The 20,940-nt window shown below is 43.1% G+C and carries 13 protein-coding genes, 17 tRNA genes, 3 rRNA genes and 2 pseudogenes; 8 read left to right on the plus strand and 27 right to left on the minus strand.

Annotated elements, in window-relative coordinates; all coding sequences use genetic code 11:
• Nucleotides 1-68 precede the first annotated feature (68 nt).
• A complete protein-coding gene (locus tag NST13_RS08285; RefSeq protein ID WP_342468568.1) occupies nucleotides 69-815 on the plus strand; it encodes an ATP-binding protein in 747 nt (248 codons plus the stop codon).
• A gap of 31 nt (nucleotides 816-846) precedes the next feature.
• On the opposite strand, the gene NST13_RS08290 is transcribed toward NST13_RS08285, so the two are convergent.
• Together NST13_RS08290 and NST13_RS08295 are read right to left on the minus strand one after the other, a co-directional pair.
• Entirely contained in the window at nucleotides 847-1,506 is a 660-nt protein-coding gene (locus tag NST13_RS08290) for a FusB/FusC family EF-G-binding protein (protein ID WP_208650618.1), read from the minus strand.
• Between the two features lie 339 nt (nucleotides 1,507-1,845).
• Nucleotides 1,846-2,379: pseudogene (locus NST13_RS08295) on the minus strand (metal-binding protein ZinT); the annotation flags it as partial.
• 52 nt (nucleotides 2,380-2,431) lie between these two features.
• On the opposite strand from NST13_RS08295, the gene tnpB reads away from it, so the two are divergent.
• Both tnpB and NST13_RS08305 read left to right on the plus strand, forming a co-directional pair.
• On the plus strand, nucleotides 2,432-2,614 hold the full coding sequence (gene tnpB, locus NST13_RS08300; RefSeq protein WP_342580387.1) for an IS66 family insertion sequence element accessory protein TnpB: 183 nt from the start codon (nucleotides 2,432-2,434) through the stop codon (nucleotides 2,612-2,614).
• A gap of 184 nt (nucleotides 2,615-2,798) precedes the next feature.
• Nucleotides 2,799-3,026: pseudogene (locus NST13_RS08305) on the plus strand (transposase); the annotation flags it as partial.
• Between the two features lie 47 nt (nucleotides 3,027-3,073).
• Here NST13_RS08305 and NST13_RS08310 read toward each other — a convergent pair.
• On the minus strand, nucleotides 3,074-4,906 hold the full coding sequence (locus tag NST13_RS08310) for an IS1182 family transposase (protein WP_342580388.1): 1,833 nt from the start codon (nucleotides 4,904-4,906) through the stop codon (nucleotides 3,074-3,076).
• A gap of 146 nt (nucleotides 4,907-5,052) precedes the next feature.
• On the opposite strand from NST13_RS08310, the gene NST13_RS08315 reads away from it, so the two are divergent.
• Nucleotides 5,053-6,177 (plus strand): IS4 family transposase, encoded by a 1,125-nt coding sequence (locus tag NST13_RS08315; protein WP_096550083.1) that lies wholly within the window; start codon nucleotides 5,053-5,055, stop codon nucleotides 6,175-6,177.
• Between the two features lie 251 nt (nucleotides 6,178-6,428).
• Complete coding sequence (locus NST13_RS08320; RefSeq protein ID WP_342581830.1) at nucleotides 6,429-7,550, plus strand: IS66 family transposase; 1,122 nt, start codon at nucleotides 6,429-6,431, stop codon at nucleotides 7,548-7,550.
• Between the two features lie 201 nt (nucleotides 7,551-7,751).
• On the opposite strand, the gene NST13_RS08325 is transcribed toward NST13_RS08320, so the two are convergent.
• From NST13_RS08325 to NST13_RS08425, 21 genes are all read right to left on the minus strand, one after another.
• Nucleotides 7,752-7,834, minus strand: a tRNA-Leu gene (locus NST13_RS08325).
• A 24-nt stretch (nucleotides 7,835-7,858) separates the two neighbouring features.
• A tRNA-Cys gene (locus NST13_RS08330) sits at nucleotides 7,859-7,932 on the minus strand.
• 5 nt (nucleotides 7,933-7,937) lie between these two features.
• Nucleotides 7,938-8,012: transfer RNA gene (locus NST13_RS08335), tRNA-Gly, on the minus strand.
• An 8-nt stretch (nucleotides 8,013-8,020) separates the two neighbouring features.
• A tRNA-Gln gene (locus NST13_RS08340) sits at nucleotides 8,021-8,095 on the minus strand.
• Between the two features lie 86 nt (nucleotides 8,096-8,181).
• Nucleotides 8,182-8,257, minus strand: a tRNA-His gene (locus tag NST13_RS08345).
• A 17-nt stretch (nucleotides 8,258-8,274) separates the two neighbouring features.
• A tRNA-Trp gene (locus tag NST13_RS08350) sits at nucleotides 8,275-8,348 on the minus strand.
• A gap of 11 nt (nucleotides 8,349-8,359) precedes the next feature.
• Nucleotides 8,360-8,444, minus strand: a tRNA-Tyr gene (locus tag NST13_RS08355).
• Between the two features lie 7 nt (nucleotides 8,445-8,451).
• A tRNA-Thr gene (locus NST13_RS08360) sits at nucleotides 8,452-8,527 on the minus strand.
• A gap of 14 nt (nucleotides 8,528-8,541) precedes the next feature.
• Nucleotides 8,542-8,617, minus strand: a tRNA-Phe gene (locus tag NST13_RS08365).
• A gap of 12 nt (nucleotides 8,618-8,629) precedes the next feature.
• A tRNA-Asp gene (locus tag NST13_RS08370) sits at nucleotides 8,630-8,705 on the minus strand.
• A 6-nt stretch (nucleotides 8,706-8,711) separates the two neighbouring features.
• Nucleotides 8,712-8,788 (minus strand) — tRNA-Met (locus NST13_RS08375).
• A gap of 16 nt (nucleotides 8,789-8,804) precedes the next feature.
• A tRNA-Val gene (locus tag NST13_RS08380) sits at nucleotides 8,805-8,880 on the minus strand.
• A 4-nt stretch (nucleotides 8,881-8,884) separates the two neighbouring features.
• Nucleotides 8,885-8,959 (minus strand) — tRNA-Glu (locus tag NST13_RS08385).
• A 9-nt stretch (nucleotides 8,960-8,968) separates the two neighbouring features.
• Nucleotides 8,969-9,061 (minus strand) — tRNA-Ser (locus NST13_RS08390).
• Nucleotides 9,062-9,065: 4 nt separating this feature from the next.
• Nucleotides 9,066-9,140: transfer RNA gene (locus tag NST13_RS08395), tRNA-Asn, on the minus strand.
• A 16-nt stretch (nucleotides 9,141-9,156) separates the two neighbouring features.
• Nucleotides 9,157-9,271 (minus strand): 5S ribosomal RNA (gene rrf, locus NST13_RS08400).
• Nucleotides 9,272-9,402: 131 nt separating this feature from the next.
• Nucleotides 9,403-12,329 (minus strand): 23S ribosomal RNA (locus tag NST13_RS08405).
• Nucleotides 12,330-12,464: 135 nt separating this feature from the next.
• Nucleotides 12,465-12,540: transfer RNA gene (locus tag NST13_RS08410), tRNA-Ala, on the minus strand.
• A 22-nt stretch (nucleotides 12,541-12,562) separates the two neighbouring features.
• A tRNA-Ile gene (locus NST13_RS08415) sits at nucleotides 12,563-12,639 on the minus strand.
• A gap of 76 nt (nucleotides 12,640-12,715) precedes the next feature.
• A 16S ribosomal RNA gene (locus tag NST13_RS08420) occupies nucleotides 12,716-14,268 on the minus strand.
• The 16S, 23S and 5S rRNA genes sit together here with 17 tRNA genes alongside, the layout of an rRNA operon.
• A gap of 323 nt (nucleotides 14,269-14,591) precedes the next feature.
• A complete protein-coding gene (locus tag NST13_RS08425; protein ID WP_342468564.1) occupies nucleotides 14,592-15,467 on the minus strand; it encodes a nucleotidyltransferase-like protein in 876 nt (291 codons plus the stop codon).
• Nucleotides 15,468-15,599: 132 nt separating this feature from the next.
• On the opposite strand from NST13_RS08425, the gene NST13_RS08430 reads away from it, so the two are divergent.
• On the plus strand, nucleotides 15,600-15,953 hold the full coding sequence (locus NST13_RS08430; protein WP_342468563.1) for a YgzB family protein: 354 nt from the start codon (nucleotides 15,600-15,602) through the stop codon (nucleotides 15,951-15,953).
• Between the two features lie 199 nt (nucleotides 15,954-16,152).
• Here the strand turns inward: NST13_RS08430 and perR are convergent, their stop codons facing one another.
• The 3 genes from perR to bcp all read right to left on the minus strand — a co-directional run bounded on the left by perR (nucleotide 16,153) and on the right by bcp (nucleotide 18,224).
• A complete protein-coding gene (perR, locus tag NST13_RS08435) occupies nucleotides 16,153-16,599 on the minus strand; it encodes a peroxide-responsive transcriptional repressor PerR (protein ID WP_342468562.1) in 447 nt (148 codons plus the stop codon).
• Nucleotides 16,600-16,797: 198 nt separating this feature from the next.
• On the minus strand, nucleotides 16,798-17,742 hold the full coding sequence (locus tag NST13_RS08440; protein ID WP_342468561.1) for a D-2-hydroxyacid dehydrogenase: 945 nt from the start codon (nucleotides 17,740-17,742) through the stop codon (nucleotides 16,798-16,800).
• Between the two features lie 5 nt (nucleotides 17,743-17,747).
• On the minus strand, nucleotides 17,748-18,224 hold the full coding sequence (gene bcp, locus NST13_RS08445) for a thioredoxin-dependent thiol peroxidase (protein WP_342468560.1): 477 nt from the start codon (nucleotides 18,222-18,224) through the stop codon (nucleotides 17,748-17,750).
• A gap of 116 nt (nucleotides 18,225-18,340) precedes the next feature.
• Between bcp and NST13_RS08450 the strand changes: the two genes are divergently transcribed.
• Together NST13_RS08450 and NST13_RS08455 are read left to right on the plus strand one after the other, a co-directional pair.
• Entirely contained in the window at nucleotides 18,341-19,630 is a 1,290-nt protein-coding gene (locus NST13_RS08450) for a glutamate-1-semialdehyde 2,1-aminomutase (protein ID WP_342580389.1), read from the plus strand.
• A 216-nt stretch (nucleotides 19,631-19,846) separates the two neighbouring features.
• A complete protein-coding gene (locus NST13_RS08455; protein WP_342468558.1) occupies nucleotides 19,847-20,938 on the plus strand; it encodes an aromatic acid exporter family protein in 1,092 nt (363 codons plus the stop codon).
• Nucleotides 20,939-20,940 lie beyond the last annotated feature (2 nt).

Genomic DNA, 20,940 nt, shown 5'->3' on the forward strand with positions numbered 1-20,940 from the left:
ATTTGCCGCATACGGCAACATATTTTATAATTCTTACAGAACTTTGAAGATAAAAAGGGGTATTTACTATGGTATTAAAACTCTCAAACTCTGAAAACAAACGCCTTTACAAACCCTTTCGGAAAACGATTATGGAATACAACATGATTGAAGAAGGCGATCGGGTGGCGGTCGGCTTATCCGGGGGAAAGGACAGCTCCACTTTGCTTTATCTTCTCACACTGCTCAAGCAACAGGCTCCTTTCCAATTTGATATTGTTCCTGTTACCTTGACGCTCGGCTTTGAAGGAATGGATCTATCGCCGCTAAAAAACTATGTGGAAAGCCTCGGACATGAGCTGCATATTAAAGAAACCAACATCAGCCAAATCGTGTTTGACATCCGCCGGGAAAAAAACCCTTGTTCCTTATGTGCCAACTTGCGCAGGGGAATTTTATATGATTACGCAAAATCCCTTGGCTGCAATCTAGTTGCTTACGGCCACCATTTAGATGACGGCATTGAAACCTTTTTTATGAATCTTCTGTTTGGAGGAAAATTGGGCGTGTTTAAACCGGTATCCTATATGAGCCGTTTGGACATTACATTGATTCGCCCGATGATTGCCATTGAAGAGCAATCCATCATTCAATTCGTCAAAGCGAAAGAAATCCCTATTATACATAACCCTTGCCCTGCGGATAAAAACACGAAGCGGGAAGAGATGAAAGAACTCGTCAAAGCGTTAAGCGAAAAATACCCAAACGTGCGCCAAAACTTTTTGCATGCTGTGAAAAATGTGGATGAAGCGGATTTTTGGAATGTGGAAAAATAAAACTGTGGGTTCATGCCCACAGTTTTTTCCTTTATTTCTTTAAAACTTCAATAAAACTATTCAGTTTATCCAATGAAGTGATATTTTGATTACATTTTACGCTGTTTTTGCAAATATAATTTCCTCTATTGACATAAGATTCTTTTCCGCTTTTCACATTTGCGACAAATAGACCGATTTCTTCCAATCTATTGCATATAGAACATATGCCTTTATGTGACTCTTTAAAAGTTCCTTCGATTCCCATCAATTTGCCGTCATATTCGACTACAAGAAACTTTCTTCCTAATCCGACATCATTCCAGCCTAAATAGGAAATTTCCCTGCAATCCATTTCTACTAATGGAGGAACTTTTAATTTCCCTATTTTTGGAAAGAGTTTTCTTATTGCATTTTCCGTGAGATTCGCAAACGGAATAACATATTGTTTCAATTCATGAAGAAAATGCTTTGCTTGTGTTTCCTCTTCAATGTCGATGATTTTATATAATCGTTCACTTTGTTCTTCATTTAAATCGGGGAACAAGTTTTGAATCTTATCGAATGCATATAATTTCAAAGCATCCAGCGTTTCTTTGTCTTTAACCGATAAATGTGCTGAAATAATGTTTTTTAGTTCAAATTTAATAAAATTGAATTGATCATTTCGAATAAAAGGTTTTAAATTCATTTCTGTATTTTTGTTTTCCATTCCTGACAGCTCCTTTTTTATTATTTAAAGGATTTTTGCAAAGCTGTTTCAGAAATGGGATCATTCAGTTCATAGGCGATTTATTTAAAATCCACCCATGCAAAGTATCGCCATTTCAGTAACAGACTTTGCATGGGAAGCTCCAATTTCTGGCGGATAAATCTTCATATCTGCCATTTGCTATCACCTCCAATCAATCATATTATACAATACTTTGAAGGATTTTTTTATGAAGTTCAGAATATATGGTTTTTAGAAAATATACGTCACATCACACTATCCTTCTTTTTCTCCCTAATAGAAACCTAGAAATTAGGTTGCTATAAAGAGCTGATATAATTAATGTGCCATCATTTCCTCTGCAATTTCTTCTCCGCTTAAATGAGAGAAATAGTATGTTGGCCAATTTTCCAATTCTTTTAACAATGTTTCATGATCTGCATCCCCAAAGTAAATATGGAAATGATGTGATTTGGTTGGATAAATATTGTGATCACTGAATTGAACATGTTTTGGAACTCCTTCTTCACCGTCTACCAAATCAAATAAGTAACGAACACCTCTATTTCCAGCTTCATATGTCAGTATTTCGTAACCATGATATTTATATTTTCCTGTTTTCCCCTCCCCATTTCGATAAAATGTCATTGTATCATCCTTTATGACGATTCGTTCAATGTCTGTTTCATAGCCGATTTTATAATATTCTTTGTATTCTTCAAAAGTCTTGTCTTTCTTTGTTTCCGCTTTTTTCTTCAAAACCTCGTCCAAGGTTCCATCCAATAAATAAGGATAAACAGATTGCCAATCTCCTTCCCAGTCCGACAATTCCCTGTCTTCCACTTCATCATCTTCAAAAATTCCGGAGTAAATTTCTTTCTGTTTTTCAGCATTGTGATCATATTCATGATTGTGTTATAAATGTTTGTATTTTGATGGAGATGGCTTCGCCATGTTATACAAACGAATCGATAACGGCAAACTCCAATGGCCAAGAAACAAAAATGAAGTTCGAAATCTGACTCAACAGGAGCTTCGATGGTTGCTGGAAGGACTCTCAATTCAACAACCGAAAGCCATCCAAAAATCGAAAAAAGGTATCTTCTAGTTACCAATTTAATGATATAATCAATTCAATATGAAATCTGTACGGAAATGTGGTGAATCGTTTGGGCGACACTTCAATGCCGACTGAAAAAGTCATTCAACTTCTTGAAGAACAGTTAACATATATGAAGAAACAAAATGATTAGTTAACCAATCAAAACAAGGAGCTATCCAAACAAATTGAAGTGTTGACTGAGCAAGTTCGCTATCTCACGAAACTTCTTTATGGTTCAAAATCCGAAAAATCAAAGTACCAAGCTCCAGATGGACAGTGTTCTTTGTTTGATGACGACCCTTTTTTTAAGGAACCTGAGCACACAGGAGAACAAAGCACGGACACCGTGACTTACACCGTTGTTCGTAAACGACATAACAAGAAAAAACGAAATGATTCTTTTATAGATGGTTTAGAAATTGAAGAAATACATCATCATCCGGAAAATCTACAATGCGAGTGTTGTCAATCACTTATGACAGAGATTGGCAGTACGGTTGTACGGGAAGAAGCGAAATTCATACCAGCTACGATGAAGGGCTTGTCTAAAAAGTTCATAAAAACAGAGCGAATGGAGAAAACAATGAGTTTTTCCATTCGCTCTGTTTCCTTATTTTTGAAATTGGTTTGGGAATTTGCGGCCCATTTCAGTATGTTGTGGGCCATTGCCACAATCCCGAATTCTGTTCGGACTTTATGAAGCCCCCGTAACAGAAATCGAGTGAAACGCAAATTGCCCTTGATGTTCCCGAACACACTTTCGACATCCACTTTACGCTTCGCATAAAGAGCTGCCTTTTGTTCGTCACCAAGAGCTGCTTTGGCTTTCGCTTTCATTTCTTCATAAATCGTGTTCCAATATACTCGACGATTTCCTTTGGCTTTCGTACACCCATTCTTCAACGGGCAATCCGTACAATCTTCACACTCGTACACTTTCAAATCTTGTATGTATCCAGATGCATTTTTTCTTTTTTGATAATACTTGAATACGACTTTCCGATTGTTCGGACAGATAAAGCAATCGTCTTCTTCGATGTATTTCCAGTTTTGTACTTTTGATAAATCCTTTTTAAACTTTTTACTTTGTTCCTTCAAATAGGTTTGGTATGGGGCTAATAATTCAAAACGAGGTTCTTTTTCTTCGCCAATCGCATATAAATAGTTTTCTTCACTCGCATATCCTGCATCGGCAATGACATACTTGAGTTTCTTTTCCTTCGGTATCGATTCCAATAACTTTTCCATAAATGGTTGGAAACAGCGAGTATCTCCTGGATTTTGATAAATTTCAAATCCCACGATAAATTGATGTTGTGTGGCGAGTTGAACATTATAACCCGCCTTGAGTTGGCCGTTTTTCATATGGTCCTCTTTCATTCGCATAAAAGTGGCCTCATGGTCGGTTTTCGAGTAGCTATTTCGTTCACCTAGAATCTGTTTTTGTACTTTGTATTTTCGTAATCGTGGAAGATAATCCGTTTGAATCGTTTTCAGTTGTTTGGTGAGTTGGGATTTTTTAGAGCGAAGTTCTTTTTTTCTTTCTTTGTCTTCTTCCTGTTTATAATCTTTTTCCAAAGCTTCTATTCTCTCAGAAAGTTGTGCCGATGATTTTTCTAATTCTTCTTCTAATTGTTCTTCTTTTAATTCCTCCAAGGCGATTTGGTGCGCTTCTTGTAGAAACGATTGAATTTTGGCTCGTAGTTTCTGATCATATTTTTCTACGGATTTTCGCCATACAAACGTATATTTGTTGGCATTCGCTTCTATTTTCGTACCATCCACAAAAATATGGTCGAGGTCGATAAATCCTTGTTCTACTAGTTGAAGGACAAATTGTTCAAATACAGAATCCATCATGTTTGACATACGAACACTACGAAAATCATTTATTGTGCGATGGTCAGGGGTTTGCAATCCCGCCAACCACATCATCGGAAGATTTTCTTTCACCATTTGCGCCATTTTCCGACTTGAATAAACGTTTTGAGTGTACGCATATAAAATCACTTTCAATAACATTTTAGGGTGATAGGGTGCACGACCCCCACCAACATAATGAGTATACAACACTTCATCCGGAATCGATTCCACCATTTCATCCACTAAACGGGCGACATGATTTTCAGGAATATACATTTCGATATCTAAAATGCTCATGACTTGACGATTGCAATAAGGTTGGAAAACTAGTTTTTTGCGTTTCTTATTCTTTTGAACCTCTATTTTTTGAATACCCTCTAGAGTCATTTCTAATTGCGTGTTATAATTTTCTTGAATAGTCATTTGATTATTCATAAAAAATCGCACTAGTGTCGCATAAAAAATATCAATAGACATAATAAATCTGAATTTTCTGTAACTATATTTTTCCATAAAAAAATCCTTTATAATGGTTTGGTGGTAGTAAACCTATCCAAATCCAATATAAAGGAATCACGATTATGGATAAGTTTACACGAAAAACATCATTTGAACAATGGTTTTCACCAATTAATTTCAACTTATTTGACGATATGGTGAAAGCCTATCATTTAGATTACTATACAAAGAAGCTTTATATGGCTTCATTTCTGAAATTACTGTTGTACGCTCAATTACATGAAACCGAGAGTTTGCGAGCTTTAAGTGACGCTGTTTTTTCTGAAGAATTACAACGTGCAACAGGTCTTCCATCGATTAGCTTTTCCCAATTAGGAAGACGAATCAATGCCATTCCAACGGTTTTCTTTCAATCGATTTTTCTTGATTTAGTGGCTCAAATTCATGAGAAAACACATTTTCAAAAGCGAAGAAAGCTGACAACGCCACTAAAAATCATTGATTCGAGTACGTTGCCACTGAATTTGACGAACCACAAATGGGCAGAGTTCCGAAAAACAAAATCGGGCGTGAAGCTTCACTTGCGTCTTGTATTCATGGAAAAAAGACTTTCTTATCCCGACAAGGCCGTACTGACAAACGCAATCGAACATGATCGTGGTCAATTAGAGGTATTCATTGATGATCAAGAATGCCTGTACGTGTTCGATCGTGGATACTTAGATTATGAGCGATTTGACCGTATGACGGATGATGGGTATTTCTTTGTTTCACGTTTACGAAAAAACGCTGTCGTCCGTGTGTTAGAACGATTTTCGTTACCTGAAGATTCGCCTGTATTCTCCGATGAAATGGTGGTTATTGGAACCACGCAAAATCGTTCTGAAAACGCGTTCCGTCTCATCAAATTGTTGGATACAAAAGGAAATGAACTTCATTTACTGACGAATCGTTTTGATATGGATGCAGATGAAATCGCTGAAATCTATAAGTCACGTTGGGCCATTGAACTCTTTTTCAAATGGATGAAACAACACTTGAATATCAAGAAGTTCTACGGCCACAGTGAACAAGCCGTACACAACCAAGTATACGTAGCGATGATTGTATACTGTTTAAATGTGTTAGCTCAGTTGAACACTAATAGTGACCGAAGTACGTTACAAATAAGTCGATATTTGAAAGCAGCTTTATGGAAATCTGCACACATTTGGTTACGGAAAATCGAAGGGATGAGCGTTCCTTAAAGGTTGATTTGTCGTTGTTGCACTCGTCTTAAGCTATAGGTAAAAAATGGATGTTTACTACCTTTATTTAGGTGTTTTCGTTTTTCGCTAATTTTCCAGAAAAATAAAATCTGAAATTTCAAAACTTATTTATGCGACGCTAGTGAAAAAATCGTCCTTTCTTTAGAATGTTTTTTGGTCAATTTCATTCTATAAAAAAGGACGATTTTTTTGTACCCTAAAAACAGAAAAAAGGGCTGAGCCGAAGGTCGATTCAATCGACTTTTCGGACAGCCCCTTATGAGTGTAGGTCCTGTAAAAAAGATTTACATAAAAACTCACAAATCAAGCGAGGTAAAGCACCACAACCTGCCATTCAGCGAAGTATTGCAGGACCAACGGTCTTAGCAAAACTGATTTATGACAAGTTTGTCCTCTATTTGCCTTTACATCGGCAAGTAAAGGAATGGCATCGTTATGGTTTACTAACCAATGATAAAAACCTATCAAACTGGGTGATTCGCACGGCAGAAGATTGGCTTCTTCCATTATATAATCGAATGAAAGAAACCCTCATGAAAAAATCAATTCTTCATGTCGATGAAACCTATGCCCAAGTATTGAACCGCTCAGATGGAAAGCCAGCTCAATCTAAAGCTTACAACTGGGTGTTCCGTAGCGTTGCTTCCCAAGGACCGGCAATTGTTCTGTTCCATAGTGCTTTATCCCGTAGTCGGGAAATTTTGACTGACTTTATGAAAGGCTTTAAAGGGACGATTATCTGCGATGGATATTCTGCATACCATGATGTACCAAATATTCATTTTGCCAACTGCTGGGCTCATGTTCGTCGATACTGGTTAAAAGCCGAAAGTAAAAATGGACGGATTGGTGTCGATTATTGTGATCGACTTTACCGCCTAGAACGGAAATTTAAGAAACTTCGGCCGAGCGAACGGAGAAAAGCTAGACAAAAAGAGTCCAAACCTATTGTCGAGGCATTTTTCAAATGGATTGAAGAATCTCCTTTCTATGGGAAGAATGCCCTTGCCAAAGCTGCGGAGTATACATTGAAGCACGCCGAAGGTCTAAAAGCTTTTCTGTATGATGGGCGCATTGAAATGGATAACAATCCAGCTGAAAATGCGATTCGCCCAAATGTCATTGGACGTAAAAATTGGCTGTTTTCCGTCAGTGAATCGGGAGCCGATGCGAATGCCATCTGTTTAAGCTTGGCTGAAACGGCAAAAGCGAATGGCATTGATTTTTATCAATACTTAGCGAAAGTATTGTCGGAACTCCCAAGTTTACCAATCCATCAACAGCCAAAAATATTAGATTGCTATTTACCATGGTCGAAAACCATTCGTGAATCATGTGCAATAGCAAAATAGCCCTCAATCCGAAAAACTTGGGATTGTAGGGCTATTCGTTGTGCGTACCAGAAGGGTGCGCATTTTTTATTTATCTCCTATATTTCGGGCTTACTTGACAAAGAACCATATTATAGAGCCTATAAATCTTATTCCGTATAACAAAAAAACGTTTCCCAAATTATCAGGAAACGTTTTTTTGGAACTTACTTTAATCATGGATGCCGATGGTGGGAGTCGAACCCACACTCCTTTTGGGAACACGATTTTGAGTCGTGCGCGTCTGCCAATTCCGCCACATCGGCGTAATATTATCTTTTTGTCTCATTTGGAGGCGGCTACCGGATTCGAACCGGTGATAAGGGTGTTGCAGACCCGTGCCTTACCACTTGGCTAAGCCGCCAACACTGGAGCGGAAGACGGGACTCGAACCCGCGACCCCCACCTTGGCAAGGTGGTGTTCTACCACTGAACTACTTCCGCATACTTGATGGCTGGGGTACCAGGATTCGAACCTGGGCATGACGGAATCAAAATCCGTTGCCTTACCACTTGGCTATACCCCAATTATATCATATAAAATCCTTATATTCTATATTGGTGGAAACCTAATGGAATCCTTTTTTATTTTCGAATCCATTTTCAGTTTTTATGGGGCGACTGATGGGAATCGAACCCACGAATGCCGGAGCCACAATCCGGTGCGTTAACCACTTCGCCACAGTCGCCATCATGTCTGGTTCATTGGCAGGGGCAGTAGGAATCGAACCCACACTGAAGGTTTTGGAGACCTTTGTTCTACCATTAAACTATGCCCCTGTAATATCAGATGGTGGAGGGGGGCGGATTCGAACCGCCGAACCCAAAGGGAACGGATTTACAGTCCGTCGCGTTTAGCCACTTCGCTACCCCTCCGGAAGTATGGTGCCGGCGAAAGGAATCGAACCCTCAACCTACTGATTACAAGTCAGTTGCTCTACCAGTTGAGCTACGCCGGCATTTATTTTCAAAATGGTGGGTTGGGGCGGAATCGAACCGCCGACACGAGGATTTTCAGTCCTCTGCTCTACCGACTGAGCTACCGACCCACTATTTTTTAATGGCGGTCCCGACGGGACTCGAACCCGCGATCTCCTGCGTGACAGGCAGGCATGTTAACCACTACACCACGGGACCACTCTTTGGTTGCGGGGGCAGGATTTGAACCTGCGACCTCCGGGTTATGAGCCCGACGAGCTACCAGACTGCTCTACCCCGCGATAATAAGTATTTTTATGGTGGAGGATGACGGGATCGAACCGCCGACCCTCTGCTTGTAAGGCAGATGCTCTCCCAGCTGAGCTAATCCTCCATATTGGTGACCCCTACGGGATTCGAACCCGTGTTACCGCCGTGAAAGGGCGGTGTCTTAACCACTTGACCAAGGGGCCATGTATGAATGGCGGAGAAGGAGGGATTTGAACCCTCGCGCCGGGTTACCCCGACCTACACCCTTAGCAGGGGCGCCTCTTCAGCCTCTTGAGTACTTCTCCGTCATGGCTCCGAAGGTAGGATTCGAACCTACGACCAATCGGTTAACAGCCGATTGCTCTACCACTGAGCTACTTCGGAATGATTCTATTTTCAAGCCCAGCGACGTCCTACTCTCGCAGGGGGAAGCCCCAACTACCATCGGCGCTAAAGAGCTTAACTTCCGTGTTCGGTATGGGAACGGGTGTGACCTCTTTGCCATCATCACTAGGCTTGTTTTCTTACCGAAAGACAAATATTATTATATCATATTTCATTTATTTGTCAAGTCTTTATTTGAATTTTTTTAGTAGTTGAGAGGTTGTTCTCTCAAAACTGGATAACGGCATTGAAAGCATTTCTTTTGGTTAAGTCCTCGATCGATTAGTATCCGTCAGCTCCACACGTCACCGTGCTTCCACCTCGGACCTATCTACCTCATCGTCTTTGAGGGATCTTACTTGCTTATGCAATGGGAAATCTCATCTTGAGGGGGGCTTCATGCTTAGATGCTTTCAGCACTTATCCCGTCCACACATAGCTACCCAGCTGTGCCTTTGGCAAGACAACTGGTACACCAGCGGTGTGTCCATCCCGGTCCTCTCGTACTAAGGACAGCTCCTCTCAAATTTCCTGCGCCCACGACGGATAGGGACCGAACTGTCTCACGACGTTCTGAACCCAGCTCGCGTACCGCTTTAATGGGCGAACAGCCCAACCCTTGGGACCGACTACAGCCCCAGGATGCGATGAGCCGACATCGAGGTGCCAAACCTCCCCGTCGATGTGGACTCTTGGGGGAGATAAGCCTGTTATCCCCGGGGTAGCTTTTATCCGTTGAGCGATGGCCCTTCCATGCGGAACCACCGGATCACTAAGCCCGTCTTTCGACCCTGCTCGACTTGTAGGTCTCGCAGTCAAGCTCCCTTATGCCTTTACACTCTGCGAATGATTTCCAACCATTCTGAGGGAACCTTTGGGCGCCTCCGTTACCTTTTGGGAGGCGACCGCCCCAGTCAAACTGTCCACCTGACACTGTCTCCCAAGCCGATCAGGCTTGCGGGTTAGAATTTCAGTACAACCAGGGTAGTATCCCAAGGGCGCCTCCAGGGAAGCTGGCGCTCCCCCTTCTACGGCTCCTACCTATCCTGTACAAGTTGCACCGAAATTCAATATCAGGTTACAGTAAAGCTCCACGGGGTCTTTCCGTCCTGTCGCGGGTAACCTGCATCTTCACAGGTACTATAATTTCACCGAGTCTCTCGTTGAGACAGTGCCCAGATCGTTACGCCTTTCGTGCGGGTCGGAACTTACCCGACAAGGAATTTCGCTACCTTAGGACCGTTATAGTTACGGCCGCCGTTTACTGGGGCTTCAATTCGGAGCTTCGCTTGCGCTAACTCCTCCTCTTAACCTTCCAGCACCGGGCAGGCGTCAGCCCCTATACGTCACCTTGCGGTTTTGCAGAGACCTGTGTTTTTGATAAACAGTCGCCTGGGCCTATTCACTGCGGCTCATCGGGGCTTGCACCCCAATGAGCACCCCTTCTCCCGAAGTTACGGGGTCATTTTGCCGAGTTCCTTAACGAGAGTTCTCTCGCTCACCTTAGGATTCTCTCCTCGACTACCTGTGTCGGTTTGCGGTACGGGCACCTCCCGCCTCGCTAGAGGCTTTTCTTGGCAGTGTGAAATCAGGAACTTCGCCTCCTAAGAGGCTCCCCATCACCGCTTGGCGTTACGGGAAGCGGATTTGCCTACTTCCCCGCCTTGCGGCTTGGACACGCGCGACCAACGGCGTGCTTTCCCTATCCTCCTGCGTCCCCCCATTGCTCAAACGGCGGGGAGGTGGTACAGGAATATCAACCTGTTGTCCATCGCCTACGCCTTTCGGCCTCGGCTTAGGTCCCGACTAACCCTGAGCGGACGAGCCTTCCTCAGGAAACCTTAGTCATTCGGTGGATGGGATTCTCACCCATCTTTCGCTACTCATACCGGCATTCTCACTTCTAAGCGCTCCACCAGTCCTTCCGGTCTGACTTCTGCGCACTTAGAACGCTCTCCTACCACTCGTGCGAAGCACGAATCCACAGCTTCGGTGAACCGTTTAGCCCCGATACATTTTCGGCGCAGCGTCACTCGACCAGTGAGCTATTACGCACTCTTTAAATGATGGCTGCTTCTAAGCCAACATCCTGGTTGTCTAAGCAACGCCACATCCTTTTCCACTTAACGGTTACTTTGGGACCTTAGCTGGTGGTCTGGGCTGTTTCCCTCTTGACCACGGATCTTATCACTCGTAGTCTGACTCCCGCGTCTAAATAGCTGGCATTCGGAGTTTGTCTGAATTCGGTAACCCGAGGTGGGCCCCTAGTCCAAACAGTGCTCTACCTCCAGTATTCGTTACGCGAGGCTAGCCCTAAAGCTATTTCGGAGAGAACCAGCTATCTCCAAGTTCGATTGGAATTTCTCCGCTACCCACACCTCATCCCCGCACTTTTCAACGTGCGTGGGTTCGGGCCTCCAGTGAGTGTTACCTCACCTTCACCCTGGACATGGGTAGATCACCTGGTTTCGGGTCTACGACCACGTACTCTTTCGCCCTATTCAGACTCGCTTTCGCTGCGGCTCCGTCTCCTCGACTTAACCTTGCACGTAATCGTAACTCGCCGGTTCATTCTACAAAAGGCACGCCATCACCCGTTAACGGGCTCTGACTACTTGTAGGCACACGGTTTCAGGTTCTCTTTCACTCCCCTCCCGGGGTGCTTTTCACCTTTCCCTCACGGTACTGGTTCACTATCGGTCACTAGGGAGTATTTAGCCTTGGGAGATGGTCCTCCCGGATTCCGACGGAATTTCACGTGTTCCGCCGTACTCAGGATCCACTCTGGAGAGGATGGATTTTCGACTACAGGGCTGTTACCTTCTACGGCCGTCCTTTCCAGAACGGTTCGTCTAACCCATCCTTTTGTAACTCCGTATAGAGTGTCCTACAACCCCAAGAGGCAAGCCTCTTGGTTTGGGCTGTTCCCGTTTCGCTCGCCGCTACTCAGGGAATCGATGTTTCTTTCTTCTCCTCCAGGTACTTAGATGTTTCAGTTCCCTGGGTGTGCCCTCTTAACGCTATGAATTCACGTTAAGATACTGCTCCATTACGAGCAGTGGGTTGCCCCATTCGGAAATCTCCGGATCAAAGCTTACTTACAGCTCCCCGAAGCATATCGGTGTTAGTCCCGTCCTTCATCGGCTCCTAGTGCCAAGGCATCCACCGTGCGCCCTTACTAACTTAACCTAAAAATTAAGAGCTTACAGTAAATTTCTTGCTTTCAATGTCGTTTATCCAGTTTTCAAAGAACAACAGCAATATTCCAAAGCCGGTATAACCACGAGATGGATTGTTTCATCTACGAAAGTCATACGGAATATATGGTGGAGCATAGCGGGATCGAACCGCTGACCTCCTGCGTGCAAAGCAGGCGCTCTCCCAGCTGAGCTAATGCCCCGTATTTTAGTTTTATTATATTATGGTGGGCCTAAATGGACTTGAACCATCGACCTCACGCTTATCAGGCGTGCGCTCTAACCAGCTGAGCTATAGGCCCATCCTATCGTTAACTTCGAGGGAATGAACCCTCAAAACTGAACAACAAAACGCGCTTTCCGTTTTATAATCCTTAGAAAGGAGGTGATCCAGCCGCACCTTCCGATACGGCTACCTTGTTACGACTTCACCCCAATCATCTGTCCCACCTTCGGCGGCTGGCTCCCGGAGGGTTACCTCACCGACTTCGGGTGTTACAGACTCTCGTGGTGTGACGGGCGGTGTGTACAAGGCCCGGGAACGTATTCACCGCGGCATGCTGATCCGCGATTACTAGCGATTCCGGCTTCATGCAGGCGAGTTGCAGCCTGCAATCCGAACTGAGAGTGGCTTTTTGGGATTCGCTCCCCCTCGCGGGTTCGCTGCCCTTTGTACCACCCATTGTAGCACGTGTGTAGCCCAGGTCATAAGGGGCATGATGATTTGACGTCATCCCCACCTTCCTCCGTATTTGTACGGCAGTCTCCTTAGAGTGCCCAACTGAATGATGGCAACTAAGGACAAGGGTTGCGCTCGTTGCGGGACTTAACCCAACATCTCACGACACGAGCTGACGACAACCATGCACCACCTGTCACCGCTGTCCCCGAAGGGAAGGCCATGTCTCCATGGCGGTCAGCGGGATGTCAAGACCTGGTAAGGTTCTTCGCGTTGCTTCGAATTAAACCACATGCTCCACCGCTTGTGCGGGCCCCCGTCAATTCCTTTGAGTTTCAGTCTTGCGACCGTACTCCCCAGGCGGAGTGCTTAATGCGTTAGCTGCAGCACTAAGGGGCGGAAACCCCCTAACACCTAGCACTCATCGTTTACGGCGTGGACTACCAGGGTATCTAATCCTGTTTGCTCCCCACGCTTTCGCGCCTCAGCGTCAGTTACAGGCCAGGAAGCCGCCTTCGCCACTGGTGTTCCTCCATATCTCTACGCATTTCACCGCTACACATGGAATTCCACTTCCCTCTCCTGCACTCAAGTCTCCCAGTTTCCAATGACCCTCCCCGGTTGAGCCGGGGGCTTTCACATCAGACTTAAGAGACCGCCTGCGCGCGCTTTACGCCCAATAATTCCGGACAACGCTTGCCACCTACGTATTACCGCGGCTGCTGGCACGTAGTTAGCCGTGGCTTTCTAGTAAGGTACCGTCAGGGCGCAGCCAGTGACTGCTGCGCTTGTTCTTCCCTTACAACAGAGCTTTACGATCCGAAGACCTTCTTCGCTCACGCGGCGTTGCTCCATCAGGCTTTCGCCCATTGTGGAAGATTCCCTACTGCTGCCTCCCGTAGGAGTCTGGGCCGTGTCTCAGTCCCAGTGTGGCCGATCACCCTCTCAGGTCGGCTACGCATCGTCGCCTTGGTAGGCCGTTACCCCACCAACTAGCTAATGCGCCGCGGGCCCATCCTATAGTGATAGCAGAACCATCTTTCAACCCCGAAGCATGCGCTTCGGTGTGTTATCCGGTATTAGCACGCGTTTCCGCGAGTTATCCCGGTCTATAGGGCAGGTTACCCACGTGTTACTCACCCGTCCGCCGCTAACCAATTAAAAAGCAAGCTTTCTAATTGGTCCGCTCGACTTGCATGTATTAGGCACGCCGCCAGCGTTCGTCCTGAGCCAGGATCAAACTCTCCATAAAAGAAAAGTTGATTAGCTCAAAAATATTGTTCAAATTTAGTTCTGTAACGAGGGTTACGAACTAAAATTTGCGCGTCTGTTGTTCAGTTTTCAAGGTTCGTTCTTTACCGCTTTTTTAACAGCGACTTTTATAATTTAACATATCTGTTTTTTTGTGTCAACAACTTTTTTATCAAGTTGCTATTTAACTATAACTTTTATCGTTTAGCGACGGTAATTATAATACAACGATCAATTATAGAATGTCAATACTTTTAGCGAAAAAATTTCGAGGAAAAATAAAACTATTTAACCTCGAAAATTTCTTATTTCAATCAAAAAATATTATTTTAAAGTATCATTGATTCTATAAAGGCGATGATCGATAGATTCATTTTTGGAATGAATTCTCTCAACAATAATATATCCTTTTTCAATTAAAAATTCAATGAAAAGCTCCAATTCTACCGAATAAAATTTAAGTTCTTGATGATTATGCAAATCTTGAATTGTCCAAAGTTCCTTTGATTGCATGATTTCCATAATGTGTTCCGAGCAAGATTGAACTTTGGAATTCATGGAAAACTCGATTGCCAAAAACAATAACTCCAATCGCTTTTCAATCGATTCTCTGCTTGTCACCAGCTCTTCATACAATTTATAAACAGAAGGTTCCAATTTTTTCACCTGTGACCAGACAGTCACTTCCGGATATAAGCCATTTTCGATAATTGATAATCTGGCCAAATATTGAAGGGACTTCACCACATGATGATACGCATCCAAATGGTCACCGCGCTGAAAAAATTCCTTCCCTTCAGTGTAGCTTCTCAATAATTTCGCAAATTGGATGCCGGCTTTGATCTTTCTCCCGTAATAAGAAAAATCCTCCAATTCCATTTTTAAATTACTCAAGTATTCATTCCGTTCAAACATCACTTTCCCATGAAAAACCCAATCTACAATTCGCCGGTTTTTTCCTATATATATCCACTTGTTCAACAATTGTTCTGTAATGACATGCATAGCGACTTTATGGTTTTCATAGCAATAGTGCTTTGTAAAAATAGGTAACTGGGCCTCTTTAACAATGATTAATAGGATCGTATCAAATGTATCTGTCAAGTTGATTTGATCTTCCCGTTTATTGACAAGAATTACTCCCAAGGTTTCAGGTTGACTGGCACGTTCTTGATAAATTGAACGCAGAATATAGTCCATGAATAGTCCTCCTATATAGCGATTACGTTAATTTCTTTCGACATCAAGAATAAGAATCCTTCTTTTTTTCTTTCTATTTCTACATTGTTCTCAGCTATGTTATATTAGAATCAAGATTAGGAGGGCACTCTGATGAAAAAAAGATATTCAAGCAAAATCAATAAAATACGTTCCTTCGCACTTGCACTCATTTTCGTCGGATTTATCGTCATGTACGGTGCCGTGTTTTTCAAAAATAACGTCGTGTTAGTGCTTATTTTTATGTGTTTGGGTTTATTATGCATCATCGCCAGCACAGTCGTATACCTTTGGATAGGAATGTTATCCACCCGGGCAGTGAAAGTTGTCTGTCCAGGCTGCGGCAAAGAGACGAAAATGCTGGGACGCGTGGATATTTGCATGCATTGCAATGAACCGTTGACTTTGGATCCGGCACTGGAAGGCAAAGAATTCAACGAAGAATACAATAGAAAATCGAAAAAATAACCATAAAATATGAGTAGGAAAATGTATTCCTACTCATTTTATTTTATGGGTTTGAAAAGAATGCCCAAGAGTTTAAAGTCCCATATTCCATATCAAATAGGTTTCGATTTGTAATCTTCCCGAGTACCAAAGGCTATGAGATTGGCCCCTCAATCAAGACATTTAAAAAACCTAGCAACCAAAGTTACTAGGATTCTTTTTACAGCACTTGCTTATTTTTTTGTTCTAGACAGTCAGGGCAAGTTCCATAAACTTCAAGGCGGTGAGAATTAACTTTATATCCAGTAACATGAGATGCAAATTGTTCGACTTCTTTTAACGCCGGATAGTGGAAGTCGGTGATTTTCCCGCAGCTTTCACAAATCATATGGTAATGATCATTTGTTACGAAATCAAAACGGCTTGCTGCATCGCCGTATGTCAATTCCTTGACCAAACCGGCCTCGCGGAATACGCGCAAGTTGTTGTATACAGTCGCAACACTCATGTTTGGAAATTTACCTTCTAATGATTTATATATCTCATCGGCAGTTGGATGCGTCATTGAATTGATCAAATATTCCAGTATAGCATGACGTTGTGGAGTAATTCTTACGCCCGTTGCCTTTAACGTGTCTAGAGCATTTTTCAACTGCAATTCAGACATCGTCATGCACCTCTTTTCAAGAATTATTAATTAATAATTGTTATAATTAGTGTAACTGAATATTTGGATATCGTCAACTTTTAAACATGCTGAAATCACATACAATAACATAATTTTCTCAAAAAATAGTCCTATATTCAATATACTTCCTGATAAAAAATAATCACTATGAAAACGTACAATTTTTCTATAAAAAATTTAATATCCCCTCAATATGTCCATCTTGTTTTCGATATCCCGTTCGCCGTTCATCCATTTTCTTAAGCTCGGTTTGAATATTTCAAAACTGCGCTCCAAATATCTGGAAGAACGGCTTGAAATATGCGGAGAAATCGTTACGTTATCCATTTCCCAAAGCTTGCTGTCCCTTGGCAGCGGCTCTTCTTCATACACATCCAACACCGCATGGAAAATTTGCTTTTCCTCCAACGCTTTGATCAAATCTTCCGTTCTGACCAAATCTCCACGGCCGAAATTCATAAAGATGCAACTGTCTTTCATTAATGTGAAGTCTTCATAAGTCAACAAATATCTTGTTTCATTTGTGCTTGGCAGAATGGAGATGACGATATCCGCTTTCGGCAACAGGTCTTTCAACTTATCGATTGTATGTGTTTCGTTCATATAAGGCGCACTTTCCCCGTTGCGGTTGAGTCCGATCGTATAGACATCAAACGCCTGAAGCATGCGCCCCACTTCTCCGCCAATAGCCCCCGGACCTAAAATCAGGGCGGTTGAACCATTTAATTCGTACAATTTGGTCTTCTGGCTCCAAATTCTTTCTTGCTGATTTTTATAAATGAATGGCAGCGCCCTTTTAATGGAAAGAAGATGTGCAAGAATCGATTCCGCCATCGGTTTTTTATGTATGCCGCGCACATTGGAAACGACAATGCCCCGTTCGGCAATGGCCCGGTGCGGCATTTTTTCAATCCCGGCGGAAGCGACAAAAATCCATTCCATTTTTTGGGCAATCTTGATTTTTTCATCATCCAAATCTTCCCCGTAAGTCACAAGCACTTCCGCTTTCGCCAATTCTTCCTCATCAATTTTTTTATGAAAAACGAAGTCAACTTCCGGAAAATCTTTTACCAATGAATCTTTCAAATCCGGTCTTGGATCAAAAGTGAAATAAACTCTCATATCTCTTACTCCCCTTCGATTTCCCTCAAATAATTCAATACTTCTTCAATATGATTTTTCACGCGGACTTTTCTCCATTCCTTGATGACAACCCCATTTTCATCAATCAGAAATGTTGAACGTTCAATCCCCATGTATTCTTTGCCATAATTTTTCTTCAACACCCAAACGCCGTATTTTTCGCATACTTCATGATTCTCATCAACCAATAAGGAGAAGGGCAAATCGTATTTTTCAATAAATTTTTGGTGCCTTTCCGCCGAATCTGTACTTACCCCCAAAATGACCGCGTTCAGGTCCGCGAAAGACTCATAATGGTCGCGGAAATCACAGGCTTCCGTTGTGCACCCTGGCGTCATATCTTTTGGATAAAAGTAAAGAACAATTTTCTTTCCTATAAAATCACTGAGGCTGACCGGTTCCCCTTTTTCATTCATAAGAGTAAATTCCGGCGCTTTTTTATTCACTAAAGATTCGCTCATGAAAATTCCTCCTTTTCGTCTATCCTACCGAACCAGGGAAAATGTTTCAAATTCTTTGGCGTAATATGCCAAAGAAGGCTAAAATAAAATTGAAATTATAAAATGGAGGCAATACAATGATTCACACAAAATCTGAAGAAATTTATCAAGAAGCGCTAAAACATATCGTGGGTGGGGTGAACAGCCCTTCCCGCTCCTATAAAGCGGTTGGCGGTGGCGCACCAGTTGTGATGGCAAAAGGAAAAGGCCCATATTTTTGGGATGTGGACGGCAACCGTTACATCGACTATTTGGCAGGATATGGACCAATCATTACAGGATTCGGCCATCCGCACATTGCGGAAGCCATCAAACTTGCGGCTGACACAGGCGTGCTTTTCGGAACTCCAACCGAGCACGAAGTAAAATTTGCTAAAATGTTGAAAGATGCGATTCCATCGTTGGATAAAGTGCGTTTTACCAACTCAGGCACAGAAGCGGTGATGACGACGGTCCGCGTAGCCCGCGCCTATACGGGACGGACAAAAATCATCAAATTTGAAGGCTGCTATCATGGACATTTCGACCAAGTATTGGTTGCAGCAGGATCCGGTCCGGCCACCCTCGGTTCACCTGACTCAGCCGGTGTTCCTCAAACCGTGGCAACAGAAGTGATTACGGTTCCTTACAACGACACAGAACACTTGCAACTCGCAATGGACAAATGGGGGGAAGAAGTGGCAGCCATCTTGGTGGAGCCGATCGTCGGAAACTTCGGTATGGTCATGCCTAAACCGGGCTTTTTGGAATATATTCATAAAGTGGCCAAAGAATACGGAGCCCTTGTGATATATGATGAAGTGATCACCGGATTCCGTTTCCATTATGGTGGAGCGCAAAATATGCTTGGTTTTACACCGGATTTGACGGCAATGGGGAAAATTATCGGCGGTGGTCTTCCAATTGGCGCTTATGGCGGCCGCAAAGAAATCATGGATACCGTCGCACCATTAGGTCCAGCCTATCAAGCGGGAACAATGGCCGGCAACCCTGCATCCATGCTTGCGGGTATTGCTTGCTTGGAAGTGCTGCAAACACCGGGGGTATATGAAGAAATGGACCGGTTAGGTGCCATGCTTGAAAAAGGCATTTTGGATGCCGCAGAAAAACATGGCATTACAATCACGGTAAATCGCATCAAAGGTGCCCTTACTGTGTACTTTACCGATCAAAAAGTGGAAAATTATAAACAAGCGGAACAATCCGACGGCGAAATGTTTGGCCGCTTCTTTAAATTGATGCTTTCAAGAGGAATCAACTTGGCTCCTTCCAAATTCGAAGCCTGGTTCTTGACAACGGAACACAAGGAACAAGATATTCTTGAAACAATCGATGCGGTGGATTACGCATTTTCACAATTGAAATGACATAACCATGTGGGATTCCGGACTCCTTTCTATTTGAACTTGTGAGGGATTCAGGAAGGCATGAAGGAATTCCATGCCAACCCTTTCCTAGGCTTCAATATTGTCTATACATTTTTCTTGGGGGACTTTTTCATAGATGAGAATTGTGTTGTTGAATCATTTGGACGGCTTACTGAATATTGAGTTTCAAATAAATTGTAAAGTGGGGGCTTCGTTATGCAGTTAGGCGCCCGAGTATTAAAAACAGGAGTCGCAATCGTTTTTGCATTATTTTTGGCGGAGCTTTTGAAGCTTCCATCACCCGTTTTCGCCGGAATCGCTGCCATCTTTGCCATTCAGCCCTCCATCTATCGTTCTTATTTGACGATTGTGGAACAAGTGCAGGGGAACCTGATTGGAGCGGTTATTGCCATTTTATTCGGGATATTTTTCGGCCACCATATTGTCGCCATCGGGATTGCAGCCATTATTGTCATCGGAATCATGCTGAAATTGAAATTGAATTCATCCCTTTCTTTGGCCCTCGTGACCCTTGTGGCCATCATGGTATATGAAAGCGGCAACTTTTTGGAATTCAGCGTCATCCGATTTGCCACGGTCATGGTCGGGGTATTCGCGGCGTTTATTGTGAATATGGTTTTCCTGCCGCCGCGGTATGAGGTTAAGTTATTCAAGCAAATCCAATCGCTTCAGGATGATATTATCCGATGGACGAGATTGGCCATTCGGGGAGCATCTGAGCATGTATCGATGAAAAACGCTTTGAACAAATTTCAAAAGCGGCTTTCCGAGATTGAATCAATGTATGTTTTATATAAGGAAGAGAGGCAATACAGCAAAAAGAAGCGCCATAGCCAGATGCGCAAACTCGTTGTGTATCGCCAAATGATCACCACAACGAAAAAAAGCTTCGAGCTGTTGGTGAGGCTTCATAAACATGAAAATGAAATCGCCCATCTGCCTGCCACCTTTAGAACGATGCTTCAAGAGAGGCTTGATTTTTTGCTCACGTATCATGAACAGCTATTGTTGAAATATACGGGGAAACTTCGGCCGGAACATTCCAAATGGACGGTGGATAAAAAACATTTAAACCGCTCGGAAGTGATGGAGCGGTTAATCGAACAAATCGCCATCGAGAAGCAGCGGGAAGGCGAAGAAGAATTTTCAAGCTACCATTTGTTCTATATTTTTTCGAGAATTCTTGATTATGAGGAAAATCTGGAGCATCTCGACACATTGATCGTCTCATTCCAAAACTTTCATGGCAAAGACCTCAACGAAGACTTGGAAGAACAATTTTATTGATT

The organism is Ureibacillus sp. FSL W7-1570 (assembly GCF_038593265.1).
Lineage (GTDB): Bacteria > Bacillota > Bacilli > Bacillales_A > Planococcaceae > Ureibacillus > Ureibacillus suwonensis.